17 protein-coding genes are annotated in these 21,987 nt (G+C 74.2%); 7 read left to right on the forward strand and 10 right to left on the reverse strand.

Annotation, left to right across the window (positions count from 1 at the left end):
* Window positions 1-63: 63 nt before the first annotated feature.
* Complete coding sequence (locus tag ACWEFJ_RS10905; protein WP_449713630.1) at window positions 64-1,359, forward strand: choice-of-anchor A family protein; 1,296 nt, start codon at window positions 64-66, stop codon at window positions 1,357-1,359.
* A gap of 158 nt (window positions 1,360-1,517) precedes the next feature.
* Entirely contained in the window at window positions 1,518-3,476 is a 1,959-nt protein-coding gene (locus ACWEFJ_RS10910; protein WP_449713631.1) for an endo-1,4-beta-xylanase, read from the forward strand.
* Between the two features lie 4 nt (window positions 3,477-3,480).
* On the opposite strand, the gene ACWEFJ_RS10915 is transcribed toward ACWEFJ_RS10910, so the two are convergent.
* Window positions 3,481-3,999 (reverse strand): hypothetical protein, encoded by a 519-nt coding sequence (locus ACWEFJ_RS10915; protein WP_378087541.1) that lies wholly within the window; start codon window positions 3,997-3,999, stop codon window positions 3,481-3,483.
* 185 nt (window positions 4,000-4,184) lie between these two features.
* Here ACWEFJ_RS10915 and ACWEFJ_RS10920 point away from each other — a divergent pair, with 185 nt between their 5' ends.
* Window positions 4,185-4,775, forward strand: a complete 591-nt coding sequence (locus tag ACWEFJ_RS10920) for a superoxide dismutase (RefSeq protein WP_378087543.1) — start codon at window positions 4,185-4,187, stop codon at window positions 4,773-4,775.
* 20 nt (window positions 4,776-4,795) lie between these two features.
* On the opposite strand, the gene ACWEFJ_RS10925 is transcribed toward ACWEFJ_RS10920, so the two are convergent.
* From ACWEFJ_RS10925 to ACWEFJ_RS10950, 6 genes are all read right to left on the reverse strand, one after another.
* A complete protein-coding gene (locus ACWEFJ_RS10925) occupies window positions 4,796-5,704 on the reverse strand; it encodes a S1C family serine protease (protein ID WP_378087545.1) in 909 nt (302 codons plus the stop codon).
* Between the two features lie 272 nt (window positions 5,705-5,976).
* A complete protein-coding gene (locus tag ACWEFJ_RS10930; protein ID WP_378087547.1) occupies window positions 5,977-7,194 on the reverse strand; it encodes an SGNH/GDSL hydrolase family protein in 1,218 nt (405 codons plus the stop codon).
* 115 nt (window positions 7,195-7,309) lie between these two features.
* On the reverse strand, window positions 7,310-8,467 hold the full coding sequence (locus ACWEFJ_RS10935) for a glycosyltransferase (protein ID WP_449713632.1): 1,158 nt from the start codon (window positions 8,465-8,467) through the stop codon (window positions 7,310-7,312).
* A gap of 111 nt (window positions 8,468-8,578) precedes the next feature.
* Window positions 8,579-9,724, reverse strand: a complete 1,146-nt coding sequence (locus ACWEFJ_RS10940; protein ID WP_378087551.1) for a glycosyltransferase — start codon at window positions 9,722-9,724, stop codon at window positions 8,579-8,581.
* A gap of 315 nt (window positions 9,725-10,039) precedes the next feature.
* Window positions 10,040-11,134, reverse strand: coding sequence for a glycosyltransferase (locus tag ACWEFJ_RS10945; protein ID WP_449713633.1), 1,095 nt, complete (start codon window positions 11,132-11,134; stop codon window positions 10,040-10,042).
* A 100-nt stretch (window positions 11,135-11,234) separates the two neighbouring features.
* Entirely contained in the window at window positions 11,235-11,726 is a 492-nt protein-coding gene (locus ACWEFJ_RS10950) for a MarR family winged helix-turn-helix transcriptional regulator (RefSeq protein WP_378087554.1), read from the reverse strand.
* Between the two features lie 74 nt (window positions 11,727-11,800).
* Between ACWEFJ_RS10950 and ACWEFJ_RS10955 the strand changes: the two genes are divergently transcribed.
* The 4 genes from ACWEFJ_RS10955 (at window position 11,801) to ACWEFJ_RS10970 (ending at window position 17,705) form a co-directional block, all read left to right on the forward strand.
* On the forward strand, window positions 11,801-13,816 hold the full coding sequence (locus ACWEFJ_RS10955) for an MMPL family transporter (RefSeq protein WP_449713634.1): 2,016 nt from the start codon (window positions 11,801-11,803) through the stop codon (window positions 13,814-13,816).
* 75 nt (window positions 13,817-13,891) lie between these two features.
* Window positions 13,892-14,629, forward strand: a complete 738-nt coding sequence (locus tag ACWEFJ_RS10960; protein ID WP_449713635.1) for an SDR family oxidoreductase — start codon at window positions 13,892-13,894, stop codon at window positions 14,627-14,629.
* Entirely contained in the window at window positions 14,626-15,672 is a 1,047-nt protein-coding gene (sigJ, locus tag ACWEFJ_RS10965; RefSeq protein WP_449713636.1) for an RNA polymerase sigma factor SigJ, read from the forward strand. Before ACWEFJ_RS10960 ends, sigJ begins: the two co-directional genes overlap by 4 nt.
* Window positions 15,673-15,890: 218 nt before the next feature.
* Window positions 15,891-17,705, forward strand: coding sequence for a hypothetical protein (locus tag ACWEFJ_RS10970; RefSeq protein WP_449713637.1), 1,815 nt, complete (start codon window positions 15,891-15,893; stop codon window positions 17,703-17,705).
* Between the two features lie 213 nt (window positions 17,706-17,918).
* Here ACWEFJ_RS10970 and ilvD read toward each other — a convergent pair whose 3' ends face one another.
* The 3 genes from ilvD to ACWEFJ_RS10985 all read right to left on the reverse strand — a co-directional run bounded on the left by ilvD (window position 17,919) and on the right by ACWEFJ_RS10985 (window position 21,883).
* Window positions 17,919-19,616, reverse strand: coding sequence for a dihydroxy-acid dehydratase (gene ilvD, locus ACWEFJ_RS10975; RefSeq protein ID WP_378087561.1), 1,698 nt, complete (start codon window positions 19,614-19,616; stop codon window positions 17,919-17,921).
* A 322-nt stretch (window positions 19,617-19,938) separates the two neighbouring features.
* Window positions 19,939-21,327, reverse strand: a complete 1,389-nt coding sequence (locus ACWEFJ_RS10980) for a GntP family permease (protein WP_378087563.1) — start codon at window positions 21,325-21,327, stop codon at window positions 19,939-19,941.
* A 25-nt stretch (window positions 21,328-21,352) separates the two neighbouring features.
* Window positions 21,353-21,883 (reverse strand): gluconokinase, encoded by a 531-nt coding sequence (locus ACWEFJ_RS10985; RefSeq protein WP_449713638.1) that lies wholly within the window; start codon window positions 21,881-21,883, stop codon window positions 21,353-21,355.
* Window positions 21,884-21,987: the final 104 nt, after the last annotated feature.

Raw genomic sequence — 21,987 nt, forward strand, 5'->3', positions numbered from 1 at the left:
CCGAGCGGGTAGCCGCGCCGGTTTCGCCGTGCGGGAGCGGGAAGCGGTCCGAGCATTGATCGCATGTCGCGGTCGCAGGTGCTCGGAGTGGTCGGGGCGGCGGCGCTGGTCGCCGCCGCGGCGTGGTGCGGGGTCGGCGCGGCCGACCCGCTGCCGGGCGGCCTCGGGCCGTGCCTGGGCGCGCAGTGCCCGGACGCGTACCCGCCGCTGAACAACGGCCCGTTCGCCGGGCGCGACGACGCCGTGAACATCTTCGTCGGCGGCGACTTCCTGGTCCGGCAGAGCGCGGCGGAGGCCGAGGGCCGGGTGGTGGTCGGGGGCGACTTCGACCTGGCCAAGGCGGCGGGCGCGTCCTCGGTCTACAACGTCGGCATCGTCGGCGTCGGCTCGCGGGTGCCGCCGCCGGACGGGTCGGACTTCCTGGTCACCGGCGGCTCGGTGACGGTCGCGCCCGGCCAGACCCTCATCGCCGAGCAGGGCGTCGTGCGCCACGCCGGCACGGTGACCGGCACCGTCACGGGCGCCACCCGCCAGGACCCGCAGGCGTTCGCCCCCTACGCCGGGCTGGCCGCGCAACTGTCCGCGGCCGGCGCCTGCTACGCGACCGCGACCGCCACCGGCACGGCGGTCAACGAGAACCACCAGACCCGGTTCACCGGCGACGGCACGTCGTCGCTCCAGGTGTTCACCGTCGACTTCGACCTGGCCGGCCCGAGCGGGGGCCAGCAGGGGATCGTGTTCGAGGGCATCCCCGACGGCGCGACGGTCCTGGTCAACCTCGTCGGCGACGCCCGCCGGATCGTCACCTACACCGGCGAGCCGGCCGACGGCGGGCCGGTCAACGCGCTGCGCGAGCGGCTGCTGTGGAACTTCCCCGACGCCACCGCGGTCGAGATCGCCGGCACGGCCCAGTTCCAGGGCAGCGTGCTGGTCGGCAACCCGGCGAGCACCACGACGGTGACCGTGCCGGGCACCGCCGGCCGCTTCTTCACCGCCGGCTCGCTCACCCACGGCGGCACCGGCGGCGGCACGGGCAACGAGTTCCACGCCTACCCGTTCACCGGCGACCTGCCGTCCTGCGCCGTCCCGACCACGACCACCACCACGAGCACCACCGGCACGGGGACCACCACCACGACCACGGTTCCGACGACCACGACCTCCGAATCCACGAGCGGCCCGTCCACCACCACCCGGCCGACCACTGCGACCGCCACCACGACGACCCGTCCGGGCGCGGTGCGGCCGGAGGACCTGGCCGACACCGGTGCGAACACCGCCGGCCCGGTGCTGCTGGGCGGTCTGCTGCTGGTCGCCGGCACGGCCGCGCTGACGCTGACCGCACGCCGCCGCCGCTGACGACCCCCGCCCCGCCTCCGGCGCCGCGGTCCGCCGACCGGTGACATCGGACGTTTGGGCTGAACGGTGGCCGGCCGGCGCGCCGCTCGCTGCCTATAGTCCGGGCGAGATGTTCTGGGAGCGCTCCCAGAACGCGTCCGACGGAAGAGGGACCCTCGATGAGGAGAGTTCTCGCCGGTGTGCTCGCGACCTCGGTCGTCGCCGGCCTGGTCACGTTGGCGGCGCACGCGAGCCCGCGGGCCGCCGCAGACGAACCCGTGGTCGTCGTCTCCAGCACGTTCGACGACGGCACGGCGCAAGGCTGGACGGGTCGTGCCGGTGAAGCGGTGGAGCCGAGCACCGCGGTGGCCCGCAGCGGCACCCACAGCCTCGCGGTCGGCGGTCGCGCCCAGACCTGGCAGGGACCCACGCTGAACCTGCTGGGCAAGGTGCAGAAGGGCATCCGCTACGACCTGTCGGTGTGGGTCCGCCTCGCGGCGGGCGAAGCGCTGACCCAGGCGCGGCTGTCGGTCGAACGCCAGACCGCCGGCACGCCGAGCTACGACCAGGTCGTCGGCGACACCGCGGTCACCGCCGACGGCTGGGTCAACCTCCGCGGCAGCTACACCCTCGCCGCCGACGTCGACTTCCTCACCACCTACGTCGAGCTGGGCAGCGCCACGGCGTCCCTGCACATCGACGACTTCTCGCTGTCCTACACCCCGCTGCCGCCGATCCAGACCGACATCCCGGCGCTGAAGGACGTGCTGGCCGACCACTTCGCGGTGGGCGCGGCGGTCGGGAACGCCGAGCTGCTCAACAACCACGGGCAACTGCTCGCCAGGCACTTCAACTCGATCACGCCCGGCAACACGCTGAAGTGGGACGCCACCGAGCCCTCCGAGGGCACGTTCCGCTTCGCCGACGCCGAGGAGCTCGTTGCCTGGGCGAAGGCCAACGGCGCCGCGGTGCGCGGGCACACGCTGGTCTGGCACCAGCAGACGCCCGCGTGGGTGTTCAAGGACGCGGCCGGCAACGACATGACCGCGACCCCGGAGAACAAGGCGCTGCTGCTGTCCCGGCTGGAGGCGCACATCCGCGGTGTCGTCGGCCACTTCGGCGCGGACATCCCGGTGTGGGACGTGGTCAACGAGGTGATCGACGAGAACCAGGCCGACGGCCTGCGCCGCAGCAAGTGGTTCGAGATCACCGGACTGGACTACCTGCGCACGGCGTTCCGGGTGGCCCGCGAGGTCGCGCCGAACGCCAAGCTGGTGATCAACGACTACAACACCAACGTCCCGGCCAAGCGCGACAAGCTGTACGACCTGGTGGTGAAGCTGCGCGCGGAGGGCGTGCCGATCGACGCGGTGGGCCACCAGATGCACGTCAACGTGCAGTGGCCGTCGATCGCCGAGACCGACGCGATGCTGGCCAAGTTCGTGCCGCTGGGCATCGACCAGCAGATCACCGAGATGGACGTCTCGATCTACACCGACAACAGCCAGTCCTACCCGACGCCGCCGGCCGACGTGCTGCTCACCCAGGCGTACCGGTACCGCGACTTCTTCGAGCTGTACAGGAAGTACTCGCAGCACATCAGCTCGGTGACGGTGTGGGGGCTCGCGGACGACAACACGTGGCTGGACAGCTTCCCGGTGACCCGCAAGGACCACCCGCTGCTGTTCGACACGCGGTTGCAGGCCAAGGGCGCGTACTGGGGCGTGGTGGACCCGAGCCGGATCACGACGACGACCACGACCACGACTACCACCACCACGACTACCACCACGACCACGACGTCCATGACGATGCCGCCGGTGACGTGCACGGTCGACTACAAGGTCGGCAGCCAGTGGCAGGGCGGCTTCCAGGCGGAGGTGCGGATCACCAACGCGACCACCAGGTCGATCACGCCGTGGACGGTGACCTGGTCGTTCCCCGACGGTCAGCGGATCACCCAGCTGTGGTCGGGCGTGCACACCCAGGACGGCGCGGCGGTGACCGTGCGCAACGCGTCCTGGAACGGCACGCTGCCGCCGGGCGGCTCGACGTCGTTCGGCTTCCTCGGCAGCTGGGCCGGGGCGAACGGCAAGCCGACCGCGTTCAGCCTGAACGGGGCGGCCTGCCGGAGCTGACGGGTCAGTCCTCGACCACCTTGTAGTACCGGACGGGGGTGTAGCCGGCGGCCGTCTGCGCCGTCCACTTCCGCTCCACCGGCGGCGCGCCGTCGGGGCCGGTCTGCTCGCGCACGACCGGCTCCGACTTCGCGTCGTCGGCCCACCGCACGAACAGCGCCGCGTGCCCGTCGTTGACGAGGGCGTCGCCGGGGCGGAGGTCGGCGCGCGGCACCTCGGTGGAGACGTCGCGCAACGTCGTCGTGGTGCGGGAGTGGGTCAGGCCCCAGGCCATCGAGACGTAGCCGGAGCAGTCGGCGCGGTAGCTGCCGTACTCGTTGCGGTGACAGGTCCGCTGGCTGTAGGGCACCTGCTCGTCCAACCAGGACTGCGACCGGGCCTGCGTCTCGGCGCGTGCCGTCGCCCGGTCCTCCGGGGCCGTCTCGCAGGCGATCAGCGCGCCGGGGTCCGCGGTCGCGTGCGCGACCGGCGCCTGGAGCGCCGCCGCGCAGGCGAGCACGGCGATCAGGGTGCGGGTGCTCATCGAACCCCCTCGGGATCGTGGTGTGCCGCGGGTGCCGGCCGCGGCGTCGACAACACGAGGTTTCCCCGCGTTCGGGCCGGTAGTGCCGAACCACCCGGCCGGGTGGTCCGCCGCCCGCGCCGTTTCGCCGGGGGCGGCGGGGGTAGTCGGACGGCGTTCGCAGTGGACGTCCGAAGGGGACCGGCATGCGGGTCGTCATCGTCGTGGCCGCCGTCCTCTGCGCCGCGGTCGGGTGCGGCGGTGAGGCGGGGTCCGGCCGGGCCGGTTCGCCGACGCCGGAGGCGGGCAGCCGGGACGTCGGCGTGCTGGCCGCGGCGGAGGCGGCGGACACGGCGTTCACCTACGACCAGGCCGCCGCGCCGGCGGGCGCGCAGCTCGCGCTGGAAGTGGTCGAGGGCGACGGCACGACGACCGTGCGGCTGGCCGCCGACCTGCTCCAGCCGAACCGCGGCTACGCCGCCCACGCGCACACCGACCCGTGCGGCCGCAAGAGCACCGACGCCGGGCCGCACTACCAGCACGAGATCGACCCGGCCGCGACGCCGGAGCGGCCGTCGGTCGACCCGGCGTACGCCAACCCGCGCAACGAGATCTGGCTGGAGCTGGTCACCGACGGCCAGGGCAACGGCCGGGCCGAGACCACCGTGCCGTTCACCTTCGGCGACCGCGTGCCGGGCTCGATCGTGCTGCACGAGCAGCCCAAGACCGAGACCGCGCAGGGCCGGGCGGGCAGCGCCGGCGGCCGGGTCGCCTGCCTGACCGCCTCGTTCCGCTGAGCCCGCGCGGCCCGGCGGCGCTAGCCGTCGAGTTCGGTCGGGGTGGCGATGACGTCCACCATCGCGCCGTTGCGCAGGACGGTGACGGGCAGCGGCAGGCCGATCGCCTCGGCGAACAGCTGCCGCTGGATGCCCTGCGCGTCGCCGACCGGCGTCCGCGCCACGCTGAGCACCAGGTCGCCGTCGCGCAGGCCCGCCCGCTCGGCCGGACCGCCGGGCACCACCTGCACCAGCCGCACGCCCGCGCGTTGCCCGGTGCGCTCGGCGACGGCGTCCGGCAGGGGAGCGGGCGCGCCGACCACGCCCAGGTAGGCCCGGCGCACGCGACCCTCGACCAGCAGCGTCGACAGGATCCGCCGGGTGGTGCTGTTCATCGGGATCGCGAGCCCCAGGCCGATGCCCGCCAGCGCGGTGTTGATGCCGACCACCTCGCCGGCGGAGTCGGCCAGCGCGCCGCCGGAGTTGCCCGGGTTGAGCGCGGCGTCGGTCTGGATCACGTCCTCGATCACCCGTCCCGCCCGGCCGTTGCGCACCGGCACCGCGCGGCCGAGCGCGCTCACCACCCCGGCGGTCACCGAACCGGCCAGGCCCAGCGGGTTGCCGACGGCGATGACCAACTGGCCGACCTGCAACGCGTCCGCGTCGCCGAACCGCGCCGCGCCGGGCGCGTCACCGCCGGCCCGGAGCACCGCCAGGTCGGCCAGCGGATCCGCGCCGACCACCGTGAACGGCGACTCGGACCCGTCGGCGAACACCGCCGTCCCGTCCCGGTCCCCGCCGACGACGTGCGCGTTGGTCACCAGGTGGCCCTCGTCGGTGAACACGACGGCCGACCCCGTGCCGCGCGGCATGCGCACGCTCGCGACGTGGGGCGTGACCGACTTCGCCACCGCGATCACGGCGCGCGAGTAGGCGTCCAGCGGATCCATCGCGCCTCCCCGGTCAGACGATCACGGGATCCATCGTGCTCCCTGGCGGACCGCGCTGTCCGGGGCGTTCGCGGACAGCGGACTCCCCGGACAGCGGACCTAGGGAACAGCGGGCTCCCCGGCGGTGGGGGTTCGGCACCATCGCCGCCGGGGCACCACGACTCGTCACCGAGACCTGCACCGCCTTCGTCCACTTCCCGGACAGCCCTCGACCCCGGGGCGCGGGACCGCCTCGGCCGGCGCGCACGGGACCGGGCGGAACCCGCCCCGGTTCAGCGGCGCAGCAGCATCGCCAGGTCGATCGCGTTCGCCATCGCCTCCGTGCCCGCGTCGTTCGGGTGCAGGTGGTCGCCGCTGTCGTAGGCCGGGTTCAACGTGGCCGGGTCGCCGGGCACGGCGGTCGCGGCGGCGAAGTCGATCACGCCGTCGAACTCGCCGGAGGTGCGGATCCAGTCGTTGAGCGCACGCCAGGTCGCCTCGCGCTCCTCGGTCCAGACGAACGACCCCTTGAACGGCAGGATCGTGCCCCCGTACACCTTCACGCCCGCGGCCCGCGCCTGCCCGATCACGTCCCGGTGCCCCGCGATCAGGTCCTCGGCCGAGGCGCTGTAGCCGATGTCGTTGACCGCCTCCAGCAGGATCATCGCCTTCACCCCGGTCTGCGACAGCACGTCCCGCCGCACCCGCGTCACGCCCGCCACGCCCCAGTACGGCTCGTCGCGGTCGGCGATGAGGCGGTTGCCGCCCAGGCCCGCGTTCACCACGGACAGCGTGCGGCCCGGCACCGCGTTCAACCGCCGCGCCAGGAAGTCCGGCCAGCGCCGGTTCGCGTTGCCGGTGGTGTTGGCGGTGTCGGTGATCGAGTCGCCGAACGCCACCACCGTGCCCGCGACGCGCCCGGCGGGCGCGACGTCCACGCCGCTGACCGCCATCCAGCACGGCGTGCCCCGGAACCCGCCCGACAGCGCCCCGGTCCGGTCGCCCGGCGCGAGGTAGTTGCCCTGCGCGGTGAACGGGTGGTTGGTCAGCGGCCCGGTGGCCTCCGGCAGGTACGCGCTCACCAGGAGCGTGGACAGCGCCTCCACGCGCAACCGGACCGGGTCGCTGAACAGCTCCTGCCCGACCGGCACCGTGACGCTCCGCCGGCCCCGGAACGTCAGCTCGCGCAGCGTGCCGGGCACCGCCGCGTCACCGGACGCCTGCACGGCGACCGACGCCCGGCCGACCCGCAGCGGCGCGGCCCCGAACGCGTTGGTCAGCCGGACCCGCACCGAGTCGCCGCCCGCGCTGAGGAACACGACGTTGCGGACGGTCTGGTCGCGCAGCCCCTCGCCCGCCGGGCAGTCGCTCCACGGGATCCCGCTGCCGACCACGGGGCTCGCCGCCCAGCCGGCCACCCAGGGCTTGCCGTGCGCGGAGGCGGTGGGCGGCAGCACGGCCGCCGCCACGAGCGCGGCGACCACGGCCGCCTTCCCGACGTGTCTTGCCATGGAGGTCTCCCAACGCCAGTCGTCAGTGGTGGCGTCGCCGACGGTGGCAGCGGTGGGATTAACCGGTCAAGCAGGCCACGACGAGCGGCGTGATCGTTGCGACGAGTGGCCCGGCTTACGTGTTAAGCACGGCGTGGTCGGGCAGCGCGCGGGCCACGTCGTGCGGGGACGGCATGGCGGCCACCTCGTCGGCGACGACCCGCGCGGCGGCGCGCACGGCCTCGTCGGCGAGCAGCCGCTTGGCCGTGGCCGTCACGGCCTCCGAGGTCACGTCGGCGCCCACGAGCCGGTCGCCCAACCCGGCCTCGGCCACCAGTTCCGCGTTGCCGAACTGGTCCGCCGCCTGCGGCACGACGAGCTGCGGCACGCCCGCGGCGAACCCGCCCAGGGTCGTGCCCGCGCCGCCGTGGTGCACCAGGAGGTCCACGTGCGGCAGCAGGTCGGCCTGCGGCACCCACGGCAGCGCCACGACGTGGTCGGGCAGCTCGCCGAGCGCCCCCACCTCCGTCCGCGGACCGACCGACACGATCACCTTGGCGCCCAGCGCCGCGACGCCCTCGACCACGGTGCGCAGCACCCCTTCCGCGCCGAACAGCGTGCCCAACGTCAGGTACACCAGGGGTTCGCGGTGGTCGCGCACCCAGGACGGCAGCTCGCCGGGCTCGCTGAACGCCACCGGCCGCAGCGGGGCGCGGCGCGTCGGCGAGGCCGCGAACTCCGGGTTCTGCAACGACGGCGGGCAGATGTCGAGGTAGGGGTTGCCGAGCACCATGGTGTCGCGCTCGGGCACCTCGACGCCCAGTTCCGCGGCGAGTTCGGCGAGGTGGCGGCGCGCGGGCTCGGCGAACTCGGGCTCCTGGAGCATCCGGCCGGTCGAGTGGCACAGCGCGGGCACGCCCGCCGCCTTCGCGGCCAGCCCCGCGCCGGGGTTGCCGAACTCGTGCACGACGAGGTCGAACGCGCGGTCGGCGAGCACCGGCGCGAGGCCGGTGGCGAAGCTGCGCGGCAGGACCGAGGCGAACGTGTACGCGATCCGCTCGGGGTCGGCCTCCCGCGGCGTGCCCGGCAGGGTCCGGCCGATCGCGATCTCGAACGCCTCGCGCGGCGCCATGCCGCCGACGACGTGCTCGATGCCGCGCGAGGTGAGGGTCCGCTCGAACGCGGCGCCGGTGAAGAAGGCGACCTCGTGGCCCAGCTCGCGGGCGGCGATCGCGAGCGGCAGCAGGGGGTAGGTGTGGCCGTACAGGCCGAGGCTGGAGAAGAGGATGCGCACCGGTCGGAGCGTAGGTCAGGCGACCGCGCCGGCCATCGGACTTCGTTCGGGGACCTTCCCGCAGCGCCCGCCCGGCCGCGACCCCTCGGCGCGGCCGGGCGGGCGGCGGGCTCAGGCGTGGTCGGGCAGCGTGCGGGCCACGTCGTGCGGGGACGGCATGGCGGCCACCTCGTCGGCGATCGCCCGCGCGGCGGCGCGCACGGCCTCGTCGGTCAGCAGGTGGCGGGCCTTGGCGGCGACCACCTCGGCGGTGAGGTCCGCGCCGAGCACCTGGTCGCCCAGCCCGGCCTCGGTCACCATCGCGGCGTTGCTGAACTGGTCCGCGCCCTGCGGCACGACGAGCTGCGGCACGCCCGCGCCGAACGCGCCCATCGTGGTGCCGCTGCCGCCGTGGTGCACGACGAGGTCCACGTGCGGCAGCAGGTCCGCCTGCGGCACCCACGGCAGCACGGCGACGTGGTCGGGCAGCCCGCCGAGCGCGGCGGTGTCCACCGTCGGGCCGGCGGCCACCAGCACCCGGCCGCCCAGCGTGGCCAGGCCGTCGATCGCGGTGCGCAGCACGCCCGGGTCGCCGAACGCGGTGCCCAGCGTCAGGTAGACGAGCGGTTCGCGGTGGTCGAACACCCAGGGCGGCAGCTCGCCCGGCTCGGCGAACGGCACCGGCCGCAGCGGGATCCGGTTCGTCGCGGTGGCGAGGAACCCCTTGTCCTGCACCGAGGGCGGGCAGATGTCGAGGTAGGGGTTGCCGAGCGTCATGAGGTTGTCCTCGGGCATCCCGACGCCCAGGTCGGCGGCGACCGCGAGGAGGTGCCTGGTCGCCGCGTCGGCGAACTCGTCCTCCTGCCACATCCGGCCGAACGAGTGGCACACGCCCGGCACGCCGGCCACCTTGGCGGCCAGGCCCGCGCCGGGGTTGCCCACCTCGTGCACGACCAGGTCGGGCTTGCGGTCGGCGAGCACGGGCGCGAGGTCGCGGGCGAAGGCGCGCGGCAGCACCGAGGCGAACGCGGCCGCGATCCGCTCGGGGTCGGCCTCCTGCGGCTTGCCCGGCGGCACGCCCTCGTTCGCGATGGCGAACGCCTCGCGCAGGTCCATGCCGCCGACGATGTGCTCGATGCCGTGCGGGGTCAGGGCGTTCGCGAACGCCGCGCCGGTGAAGTAGCTGACGTCGTGCCCCAGCTCGCGGGCGGCGATCGCCAGCGGCAGCAGGGGGTAGGTGTGCCCGTGTAAGCCCAGGCTGGAGAAGAGGATTCGCACTGGTTCGAGCGTAGCGAGGTCATTTCCACAACGGGTGAATTTCGTCCCTTTTCACCCGGACGAGGCGAAGATCACTCACGACCGGTCGGTGCGGCCGGGATCTCGGGACCGCACCGCCGCGGTCGCGTCGGTGATCCGGTCGGGACCCGCGGGCCCGCTCCGGCGCGCCGGTCGGCAACCGCGTCCGTCCGGCGGGGCCGGTCGGGGGACCGCGTGCCACCTCCGCGGGCGGGGAGGCGCGCATCCGCTCCGGCGCGTCGGCCGGCAACCGCCGATCCGCGTGCGCGCGCCGGTCGGCGACTCGCCCGGTGCGGCTCAGGCGTAGTCAAGCAGGACGCCCGCCACATCGTGCGGCGACGGCATGGCGGCGACCTCGTCGGCCATGGCCCGGGCCGCGTCGCGCACCGCGTCGTCGGCGAGCAGGCGGCGCGCCTTGGCGGCGACCACCTCGGCGGTCAGCTCCGCGCCGAGCACCCGGTCGCCCAACCCGGCCTCGGTCACCATCGCGGCGTTGGCGAACTGGTCCGCGCCCTGCGGCAGGACCAGGTGCGGCACGCCCGCGCCGAACGTGCCCATCGTGGTGCCCGCGCCGCCGTGGTGGACCACGAGGTCGGCGTGCGGCAGCAGGTCGCCCTGCGGCAGCCACGCCCGCACGGTCACGGTGTCCGGCAGGTCGCCCAGCTCGTCCACCCCCACGAGCATGGAGGTGGACACGAGCACCCGCACGCCCAGCGCGGCGAGGCCGTCGATCGCGGTGCGGAGCACGCCCGCCGTGGTGAACGCCGTGCCCAGGGTCAGGTACACGAGCGGTTCGCGGTGGTCCAGCACCCACGGCGGCAGCCCGCCCGGCTCGGCGAACTGCACCGGCCGCAGCGGCACCCGGTCCGTCGCCGTGGCGAGGAAGTCCCGGTCCTGCACGGACGGCGGGCACAGGTCGAGGTAGGGGTTGCCGAACCGCATCACGTCCCCGTCGGGCACCTCCACCCCGTACCCGGCGGCGACCTCGGCCAGGTGCCGGCGGATGTCCGCCACGGGTCCGCTGGGCTTCCAGTACCGGCCGAACGAGTGGCACACCGCCGGCACGCCCGCCGCCTTCGCCGCGACCGCCGCGCCGACGTTCGCCACCTCGTGCACGACCAGGTCGGGCTTGCGGTCGGCGATGACCTGCGCGAGGTCCGCCGCGTACCGGCTCGCCAGGATCCGGCCGAACACGGCCGAGACCCGCCGGGGGTCGAAGTCCGGCTCCTTGCGCGCCGCCGGGCCGGCGTTGCCGAGCTCGAACGCCTCCAGCATGTCCATCCCGCCCGTGACGTGCTCGATGCCCTGCGCGGTGAGCGTCGGCGCGAACCTGTCGGTGGTCACGAACGCGACGTCGTGGCCCAGTTCGCGCGCCGCGACGGCGAGGGGCACGAGGGGGAATGTGTGTCCGTGCGAGCCGAGGCTCGAGAAGAGGATTCTCACGCGTGAGACCCTGTCGCGTCCGGGCCGGTGCGGAAGGGTTACCGGTCGGTCACTGCGGACCGGGCCGGGATGACTTCGGCTCGGGCGGCGCGGCCAGTTCCGCCCGCACCGCGACGGTCGCCTCGATGCTGGCGGCCAGGAAGCGGGCGACCACCTCCCGGTCCGCGTCGCTGAACCCCTCCCACGCCCGGGTGAACGCGGTGTCCAGCGGGCCGAAGAAGCGGCGGCCCAGCTCCAGCGCCTTGTCCGGCACGCGCAGCTCGACCTTGCGGCGGTCGTGCGGGTTGCGGGCGCGTTCGACGTGCCCGGACGCCTCCAGCCGGTCCAGCACGGACGTGGTCGCGGACGCGCTGAGGTGCAGGGCCTCGGCCAGCCTGCTCGGCGACATCGGCGCGCCGCTCCACCGGGCGTCCATGATGAGCGCGAGGGCGTTGAGGTCGGTGCGATGCATGCGCTGCCGCTCGCCGAACAGCTCCGCGAAGCGGTCGGTTTCGACCGTGAGCTGCCGGAGCAACCTGACCAGGACCGAGTTGTCCACCACGCGCCCTCCCGTTATTGTTTCGACGGTCGAACTATTGGATCGTCGAACCATGTGACCTCGGAGGTCATTCTCCCGTGACCGCGACCCCGTCCCGCACCCGTTGGCTGCTGCCCGCCCTGGTGGCGGTCGCGTGGCTGGCGCTCGGCGGCTTCTCCGGCCCGTTCGCGGGCAGGCTGAGCGAGGTGGCGGTCAACGACAGCACCGCGTTCCTCCCGTCGTCCGCCGAGGCCACCGAGGTGTCCGAGCGGCTCAAGGCGTTCGGGGACGCGCGCGGCCTGCCCGCGGTCGTGGTCGCCGAGCGGCCCTCCGGCCTCACCCCGGCCGACCGCGACTACCTGGGCGGCCGGGACTTCCCGGGCGAGGCGTCGCCGGTCATCCCGTCCACCCGGGACGACCAGGCCGCGCAGGTGGTCGTCGTGGTCGACCCGAACGACCCCGCGGGCGCGGTGGAGCGGATCCGCGAGCAGCTCGCCGACCCGCCGGACGGGCTCACCGTGCTGGTCGCGGGACCCGCCGCGCAGGTGGCCGACCTGAAGGAGGCGTTCGGCGGCATCGACGGCCTGCTGCTGCTGGTCGCCGGGGCGGTGGTGGCGCTGATCCTGGTGCTCGTCTACCGCAGCCCGCTGCTCCCGCTGGTCGTGCTGCTGTCCGGGGTGTTCGCGCTCGGCCTGGCGAGCCTCGCGGTGTACCTGCTCGCCGACGGCGGCGTGATCGACCTCAACGGGCAGAGCCAGGGCATCCTGTTCATCCTCGTGTTCGGCGCGGCCACGGACTACGCGTTGCTGCTGGTGTCCCGGTTCCGCGAGGAGCTGCGCGACACCGACGACCGCTACCGGGCGATGCGGGTGGCGTGGCGGGCCACGATCGAGCCGATCGCCGCGTCCGCGGGCACCGTCGTGCTCGGCGTGCTGTGCCTGCTGTTCAGCGACCTCAACTCGAACAAGGGCCTCGGCCCGGTCGCCGCGATCGGCATCGGCGCGGCGCTGCTCGCCTCGGTGACGTTCCTGCCCGCCGTGCTGGTGCTGCTCGGCCGGTCCGCGTTCTGGCCGCGGCGGCCGGAACTCGGCTCGCCGCACCCGGAGGCGAGCGGGCTGTGGGCGCGGGTGGCGCGCCTGATCTCCGCCCGGCCGCGCGCCACGTGGGTCGTCACCACGCTGGTGCTGCTGGTCGGCGTGGCGTTCGTGCCGCAGCTCAAGGCGTCCGGCACGGCCCAGTCCGACGTGTTCCTCACCGACGTCGACTCGGTGGCGGGCCAGGAGGTGCTGTCCCGGCACTTCCCGGGCGGCAGCGGCACGCCGGCCGTGGTGCTCGCCCGCGCCGGGCAGGCCGAGGCCGTGGCGCGGGCGGCGGACGTGGCCGGCGTGTCCGAGGTGCGGCCGGCGGGCGAGGCCGAGGGTTTGGTGCGGCTGGACGTCGTGCTGGACGACCCGGCGGACTCCGAGGCGGCCGTGGCGACGGTCCAGCGGCTGCGGGACGCGGTCCGGGCCGTGCCGGACGCCAACGCCAAGGTCGGCGGCCCCACCGCCACCCAGCTCGACACGCAGACCACGTCCGAGCGCGACCGGCTGGTGATCATCCCGATCGTGCTGCTGGTGATCTTCATCGTGCTGTCGCTGCTGCTGCGGTCGCTGCTCGCGCCGTTGCTGCTGATCGCCACGGTGGTGCTGTCGTTCGCCGCGACCATGGGCGTGGCGGCGCTGGTGTTCAACGGGATCTTCGACTTCCCGGGGGCCGACCCGGTGGTGCCGCTGTTCGGGTTCGTGTTCCTGGTGGCGTTGGGGATCGACTACAACATCTTCCTCATGACGCGGGTCCGCGAGGAGTCCCGCGAGCTGGGCACCCGGCAGGGCGTGCTGCGCGGGCTGACCATCACCGGCGGGGTGATCACGTCGGCGGGCGTGGTGCTCGCGGCGACGTTCTCGGCGTTGGCGGTGCTGCCCATCCTGTTCCTGGCGCAGATCGCGTTCATCGTGGCGTTCGGCGTGCTGCTGGACACGTTCGTGGTGCGGTCGCTGCTGGTCCCGGCGCTGGCCGTGGACGTGGGCCGGCGCGTCTGGTGGCCCTCCGCGCTCGCCCGGAAGGGTGACTGACCGCCGGCGTGTCACAGTTCCCGCGGGCCGCCTCGTCCTCCTTGTGCCAGGTTGGGACGGGACGAAGGACGGACGATGAAGATCGTGGTCGTGGGCGGGACGGGCGCGGTGGGGCGCCGGGTGGTCGACGAGGTGACGCGGACCGGGCACGAGCCCGTCGTGGTCAGCCGCGCCGCGGGCGTGGACCTGCTGACCGGCGAAGGGCTCGACGCGGCCTTCGGGGGCGCGGACGCGGTGATCGACGTGTCCAACCCGCCCGGCTGGCAGAGCCCGGACGAGGTGGTGCGGTTCTTCACCGAGGGCACCCGGCACGTGGTCGACTCGGCGGCGCGCGCGGGCGTGCGGCACCTGGTGGTGCTGTCGATCGTCGGCTCCGACGTGGTGGACCTCGACTACTACCTCGGCAAGCGGAAGCAGGAAGCGCTGGTCACGGCCGGTCCGGTGCCGTGGACCGTGCTGCGGGCGACGCAGTTCTTCGAGTTCGCCGGCCAGGTGCTGGCGGGCGCGACGGGGCCGGTCGCGCAGGTGCCGCCGATGCTCTCGCAGCCGGTGTCCACCTCCGACGTGGCGGCCCGCCTGGTGGAGCTGGCGACGGGCGAGCCGCAGGGCCTCACCACGCCGATCGCCGGGCCGGAGCGCATCCGGCTGGTCGACATGGCACGGCGGCTCGTCGCCCGCAGGGGTGACGCGCTGGAGGTCGAGGAGGCGGGGGAGGGCCCGGAAGGGCTGGCCACGGGCGCGCTGTGCCCGCAAGGCGACTACACCGAGGGCAAGCGGACGTTCGCCGAGTACCTGGAGACGGTGGGCGCGTGACCGACCCCGCCGCCGCTCCCGCCGCTCCCGCCGCCGACCCGGCCCTTGCCGACCCTGCCGCGGACCGTGTCGCCCCTGCCGCGGACCGTGTCGCCCCTGCCGCGGACCGTGACGCCGTTGCGGACCGTGTCGCCGCCGCCGAACCGGCCGCCGCCGGGCCCGTTGCGGACCGCGTCGCCGAGCTGGCCGCCGAGTACACCCGGATCAGGCCGCGCCTGGTCGGCGTGGCGTACTCGCTGGTCGGCACGGTCGCCGAGGCGCAGGACGTGGTGTCGGACTGCTGGCTGCGGCTGACCGCCGCGGACGGGCGGGAGCGCGTCCGCGACGTCGAGGCGTGGGCGGTGGTGGCGGTGGCCCGGCGCGCGGTGGACGTGCTGCGGTCGGCCAGGGCGAGGCGCGAGGAGTACGTCGGGCCCTGGCTGCCGGAGCCGCTGGTGGCGGTCGCCGAGGACCCGGCGGAACGGGTCACGCTGGACGACACGGTGAGCTTCGCGCTCATGGTCGTGCTGGAGACGCTCACCCCGGCCGAGCGCACCACGTGGGTGTTGCACGAGGTGTTCGGCCTGTCGTTCCCGGAGGTCGCCGCCGTGGTCGGCCGCAGCCCGGCGGCGGTGCGGCAGCTCGCCGTGCGGGCGCGGGCGCACGTCGCCGCCGGCGCGCCGAGGGTGGACGTCGGCAGCGCCGAGCACCGCCGGGCGGTCGACGCGTTCCTCCGCGCGGTCGGCCACGGCGACCTGGCCGGCCTGCTGGCCGTGCTCGACCCGGACGTCGTGCTGACCAGCGACGGCGGCGGCCTGCACGGCGTGGCCCGCCGCCCGGTGCTGGGCGCGGACCGGGTGGCGCGGTTCCTCGTGGGCGTGCGCCGCAAGATGCCGGCGGACCAGCGCATCGCGCCGCTGACCGTGAACGGCGGGCCGGGGTTCGCCGTGCTCATCGGCGCGGCCACCCGGTTCGTCTGCTCGTTCACCCTCCACAACGGACGCGTCACGCGGGTGGACATGGTGGTGGCCCCCGACAAGCTGCCGCGCGCGCTGGACCTCTGACGCGCGGGCGCGCCCGGCGAAATTCCCGGCCCCGGGGCATGGCGCGGGAGCTGATCGTGAAGTAGAAATAGCCAACCTCACATCGCCAACGCCCGACCGCCCCGGACGAGAGAGCGCTCTCACGTGCGGGAGGCGGTCGGCACCACCACCCCAGAGGCATGTCAATGACGATCATGCGCCACGCCAGACGTGGGAGCGCTCACACGGGTTTGCGCCGGGTGCTCGTGCTCGGACTCGCCCTCGCCGCCGCCACGGCCGCCGCACCGGGGGCGAGCGCCGACCCGCCCCGGCGCGGTTCGACCGACCTCGGCGTCAACGTCAAGGTCTTCGACCCGTCCATGCCGGTCGCCGAGATCCAGGCCGCCCTCGACGCGACCCACGCCGCCCAGGTCGACAACGAGATGGGCACCCGGCGGTACGCGTACCTGTTCAAGCCCGGCCACTACGGCACCGCGGAGCAGCCGCTGCAGCTCAAGGTCGGCTACTACACCGAGATCGCCGGCCTCGGCGCGTCGCCCACCGACGTGGTGATCAACGGCAAGGTCGAGGTCTACAACCGCTGCCTGGCCGACGGCGGCACCGGCAACTGCCTGGCGCTGGTCAACTTCTGGCGCACGCTGGGCAACCTGACGATCAACATCGACGGCAAGGGCCAGGACGGCTGCCGCTCCGGGGCGAACTTCTGGGCCGTGTCCCAGGCCGTGTCGCTGCGCAGGCTCAACGTCACCAGCGGCACGTTCACGCTGATGGACTACTGCACCGCGGGCCCGCAGTACGCCAGCGGCGGCTTCATCGCCGACTCCCGGCTGCCGTCCGTGGTCAACGGTTCGCAGCAGCAGTGGCTGACCCGCAACAGCGAGCTGGGCAGCTGGTCGAACGGCGTGTGGAACCAGGTGTTCTCCGGGGTCGCGGGCGCGCCCGACGACTCGGCGTTCCCGAACCCGCCGTACACCACGCTCGACACCACCCCGGTGAGCCGCGAGAAGCCCTACCTGTTCGTGGACGACAAGGGCCGGTACAACGTGCGCGTGCCGGCGGCGCGCAAGAACACCAGCGGCGTCTCGTGGGCCGACGGCCCCACCCCGGGCCGCACGATCCCGCTGTCGGAGTTCTTCGTCGCCGAGCCGGGCGACTCCGTGCGCGACATCAACAACCAGCTCGCCCGCGGCAAGCACCTGCTGCTCACGCCGGGCGTGTACGACATCGCACGCAGCATCGAGGTCAAGCGCGCCGACACGGTCGTGCTCGGCCTCGGGCACGCCACCCTGACCGCCGTGGACGGCGCGATCCCGCTGGACGTCGCGGACGTGCCGGGCGTCGTCGTCGCCGGGGTCACGATCGACGCGGGCACCGAGCTGTCGCCGGTGCTGCTGCGCGTGGGCAAGAAGCACGGCCACCGCCCGTCGAACCCGGCCAACCCGACCACGCTGTCCGACGTCTACTTCCGGGTCGGCGGTCCGCACGTCGGCAAGGTGGACACCGCGCTGGAGGTCAACAGCGACCACGTGCTCATCGACCACACCTGGGTGTGGCGGGCCGACCACGGCGTCGAGGGCTTCACCGACACCCAGCGGTGGAACACCAACACCGGGCTCACCGGCGTGGTCGTCAACGGCGACGACGTGACCGCGACCGGGCTGTTCGTGGAGCACTTCCAGCGGCACAACACGGTGTGGAACGGCGAGCGCGGCACGGTCGTGCTCTACCAGAACGAGCTGCCCTACGACCCGCCGACGCAGGCCGACTGGATGAAGGGCGACGTCGAGGGCTGGGCCGGCTACAAGGTCGGCGACCGGGTGAAGAAGCACACCCTGCACGGCGGCGGCGTGTACGTGTTCAACCAGAACAACCCGTCGATCCACACCGAGAACGGCTTCGAGGTGCCGGAGACGCCGGGCGTGCGGCTGCACCACATCATGACGGTCAACCTCAGCGCGGGCGTGATCGACCACGTGGTCAACGGCGTGGGCGGCCCGGCCGACATGACCAACGTGGGCGCTCCGGTCTACATCGCGGAGTACCCGCTGCCGTGACGCCGCCGAGCGGTGCCCGACCCGCGCCGGGCCGGGCACCGCTCGCGGGTCACCCGCGGATCGCGCCGGCCGGCACCGCTCTCCGGTCACCCGGGGGCCGTGTCGGCCGGCATCGCGCTTCGGTCCCCTCGGGGGCCGCGCCGGCGGGCACCGCTCTCCGGTCACCCGGGGGCCGTGCCGGCCGGCATCGCGATCCGGTCGGCCGCAGGTCGGTCAGCCGCAGACCGCGCCGCCCGAGGCGGAGCCGACGAGCTTGGCGTACTTCGCCAGCACGCCCCGCTCGTACCGGGCGGGCAGCGGGGACCAGCCCTCGCGGCGGGCCTCCAGTTCGGCCGGGTCGACGCCCAGGTCGAGCGTGCCGTTGGCGACGTCGAGCGTGATCGGGTCGCCGTCGCGGACGAACGCGATCGGCCCGCCGTCCACCGCCTCCGGCGCGACGTGGCCGACGCACAGCCCGGTCGTGCCGCCGGAGAACCGGCCGTCGGTGAGCAGCAGGACGTCCTTGCCCAGGCCCGCGCCCTTGATCGCGGCCGTGATGGCGAGCATCTCCCGCATCCCCGGCCCGCCCTTGGGCCCCTCGTAGCGGATGACCACGACGTCGCCCGCGGTGATCGTGCCGTCCTCCAGCGCGTCCATCGCCGCGCGCTCGCGGTCGAACACGCGGGCGGTGCCGGTGAACACGTCCGAGTCGAACCCCGCGGACTTGACCACCGCGCCGTCGGGCGCGAGGGAGCCGCGCAGGATCGTGATGCCGCCGGTGCGGTGGATCGGCTCGGCCATCGCGCGCAGCACCGTGCCGTCCGGGTCGGGCGGCGCGATGTCGGCCAGGTTCTCGGCGACCGTGCGGCCGGTGACGGTCAGGCAGTCGCCGTGCAGCAGGCCCGCGTCCAGCAGCGCCTTCATCACCACGGGCACGCCGCCGATGCGGTCCACGTCGGTCATCACGTGCCGGCCGAACGGCTTGACGTCGGCCAGGTGCGGCACCTTCGCGCCGATCCGGGTGAAGTCGTCCAGGCTCAGCTCCACCTCGGCCTCGTGCGCGATGGCCAGCAGGTGCAGCACCGCGTTGGTGGACCCGCCGAACGCCATCACCACGGCGATCGCGTTCTCGAACGCCTCGCGCGTCATGATCTGCCGCGCGGTGATGCCCCGGCGCAGCATCTCCACCACGGCCTGACCCGACTTCCGGGCGAACCCGTCGCGCCGCCGGTCCGTGGCGGGCGGCGCGGCGCTGCCGGGCAGCGACATGCCCAGCGCCTCGGCCGCGCTCGCCATCGTGTTCGCCGTGTACATGCCGCCGCACGCGCCCTCGCCGGGGCAGATGGCCCGTTCGATCAGGTCGACGTCCTCGCGGCTCATCAGGCCCCGCGCGCACGCGCCGACCGCCTCGAACGCGTCGATGATCGTCACCTCGCGCTCGCTGCCGTCGGTGAGCTTGACCCGGCCGGGCAGGATCGAGCCCGCGTAGAGGAAGACGCTGGCCAGGTCGAGCCGCGCGGCCGCCATGAGCATGCCCGGCAGGGACTTGTCGCAGCCCGCGAGCAGCACGGACCCGTCCAGCCGCTCGGCCTGCATGACCGTCTCCACGCTGTCCGCGATGACCTCGCGCGACACCAGGGAGAAGTGCATCCCCTCGTGGCCCATCGAGATGCCGTCGGACACCGAGATCGTGCCGAACTCGAGCGGGTACCCGCCCGCCGCGTGCACGCCGTCCTTGCTCGCCTTGGCGAGCCGGTCCAGCGGGAGGTTGCACGGCGTGATCTCGTTCCACGACGAGGCGACGCCGATCTGGGGCTTGGCCCAGTCCTCGTCACCCATCCCGACCGCCCGCAGCATCCCGCGCGCGGCGGTCCTCTCCAAGCCGTCGGTGACGTCGCGACTGCGCGGCTTGATGTCCGGGGTCTCGTTCATGGACGGAACCTAACGTCCCGGGGTGGGCGTCGCACCGGTGACCGGCCGGTGCGACGCCCACCGCGGGGGCGGCCGGACCGCGCGAGGGTGCCGGACCGCGAGAACCGGACCGCGAGGAACCCGGACCGCGAGCAGCCCGGACCGCGTGAGTGGGCCGGACCGCGCGAGGGCCGCCGGACCGCGAGGGCCGAACCGCGCGAGGGGCCGACCCTGCCGACGCGGCCCCGGCCCCGAACCCGAGCGGCCCGGCCCGCGAACCGCGGCCCCCGGCCCGAACCCTGGTCCCGAACCGCGGCCCCGGCCCCCGGACGCCGACCCTCCGTCAACCGAGCAGGAACACCACCGAGGCCAGGCCGAAGCCCATCAGGCTGATCGTGGTCTCCATGACCGTCCACGTCTTCAACGTGGTCCGCACGTCCATGCCCATCAGGTTGCCGACCAGCCAGAAGCCGGAGTCGTTGACGTGGCTCGCGATCACCGAGCCGGCCGCCAGCGCCAGCACGATCGCGGCCAGCTCGACCGCGCTGAACCCGCCCGCCTGCACCACGGGCTGCACCAGGCCGGCCGCGGTGGTCAGCGCGACCGTGGCCGAACCCTGCGCCACCCGCAACGCGGCGGCGATCACGAACCCGGCCACGAACACCGGCAGGCCGAGGTCGGCCAGGCCGTCGGACAGGGCGTCGCCGATGCCGCCGGCCCGCAGCACCGCGCCGAACATGCCGCCCGCGCCGGTGATCAGGATGACCGCGCACACCGGCCCGAGGGCCGAGTCCACCAGCTTCTCCACCGCCGCCTTGCCGTGCCCGCGGCGCACCCCGAGCACGTAGGACGCCACCAGCACGGTCACCAGCAGGGCGACCGGCGTCGCGCCGAGCGCGCGGGCGACGGCGAACCACGTGGCGTCGCCGTCGACCCACCCCGCCGCCCGCGCGGCGTCCAGGCCGGTGTTGGTGAAGATCATGACCAGGGGGAGCAGCAGCAGCGCGACGACGGTCGCGGGCCGCGGCGGGTCCTGCCGGTCCTCCTCCTGCGGTCCGCCGCTGAGGATCGTCGGCACGGGCAGCACGAGCCGCTTGCCCACCCACAGCCCGTACAGGTAGCTGGTCACGTACCAGGTGGGGATCGACAGCAGCAGGCCGAACGCGATCACCAGGCCGACGTCCGCGCCCAGCAGCTCGGTCGCCGCGACCGGCCCGGGGTGGGGCGGCACGAACACGTGCATCACGGAGAACGCGCCCGCGGCGGGCAGCCCGTACCGCAGCACGCCGCCGCCGAGCCGGCGCGCCACCGCGAACACGATCGGCAGCATCACGACCAGGCCCGCGTCGAAGAAGATCGGGAAGCCGAAGACCAGCGAGCTGACGCCGAGCGCGAGCGGCGCGCGGTGCTCGCCGAACCGGGCGATCAGCGCGTCGGTCAGCGACTGCGCGCCGCCGGTCACCTCGACCAGCCTGCCCAGGATCGCGCCGAGGCCGACCAGCAGCGCGACGCTGCCCAGCGTGGTGCCGAACCCGGTGGTCAGGATCGACACCACCGAGCCCGCCGGGATGCCCGCGGCGAACGCGGTCAGCAGGCTGACCACCACCAGCGCCAGGAACGCGTGCACCCGCAGGTACATGATCAGGATCAGCAGCAGGGCGATCGCGCCCCCGGCGATGCCGAGCAGGGCGCCCGCGCCGAGGGTCTGGACCCAGTCGTCGGTGGTGGTCATCGGCAGCTCCGTCGCTCTCGAAGGGTCAGGGGGTGGGGCCGGCGAGGCGCAGTCCGGCGATCGCGCGGTCGACGATCCGCTCGGGCGGGCCGGCCACGTCGACCGCGACGCCGTCCTCGTCGGGCCGCAGCGGTTCCAGGGCGTCGAGCTGGGACCGCAGCAGGGACGGCGGCATGAAGTGGCCGGACCGGCGGCGCATCCGGTCGCCGATCACGTCCGGGTCGCCGTGCAGGAACAGGAACCGGACCCGCGCGCCCGCCCCGCGCAGCACGTCCCGGTAGGCGTGCTTGAGCGCCGAGCAGGTCACGACCGCGCTGTCGCCCGCGGCGGCGCGCCCGGTGATCCAGTCGCGGATCGCGGCCAGCCAGGGCGCGCGGTCGGCGTCGGTGAGCGGGGTGCCGGCCGACATCTTCGCGATGTTCGCGGCCGGGTGGAACTCGTCCGCCTCGGCCATCGGCCAGCCGAGCCGGTCGGCGAGCGACCGGGCCACCGTGCTCTTGCCCGATCCGGACACGCCCATCACGACCACGCAGGTCGGCTCGGCGCTGGTGGTCATGCGACACCCCTCGGCTGCGACGACGAGACGATCAAAAGTAGTACCTTTGGCGGCGAAAGGTAGCACCTTTGATGCGGTCGAGGAAGGCCGCCCGGGGGATACCC

Source organism: Actinosynnema sp. NPDC004786 (genome assembly GCF_053601135.1).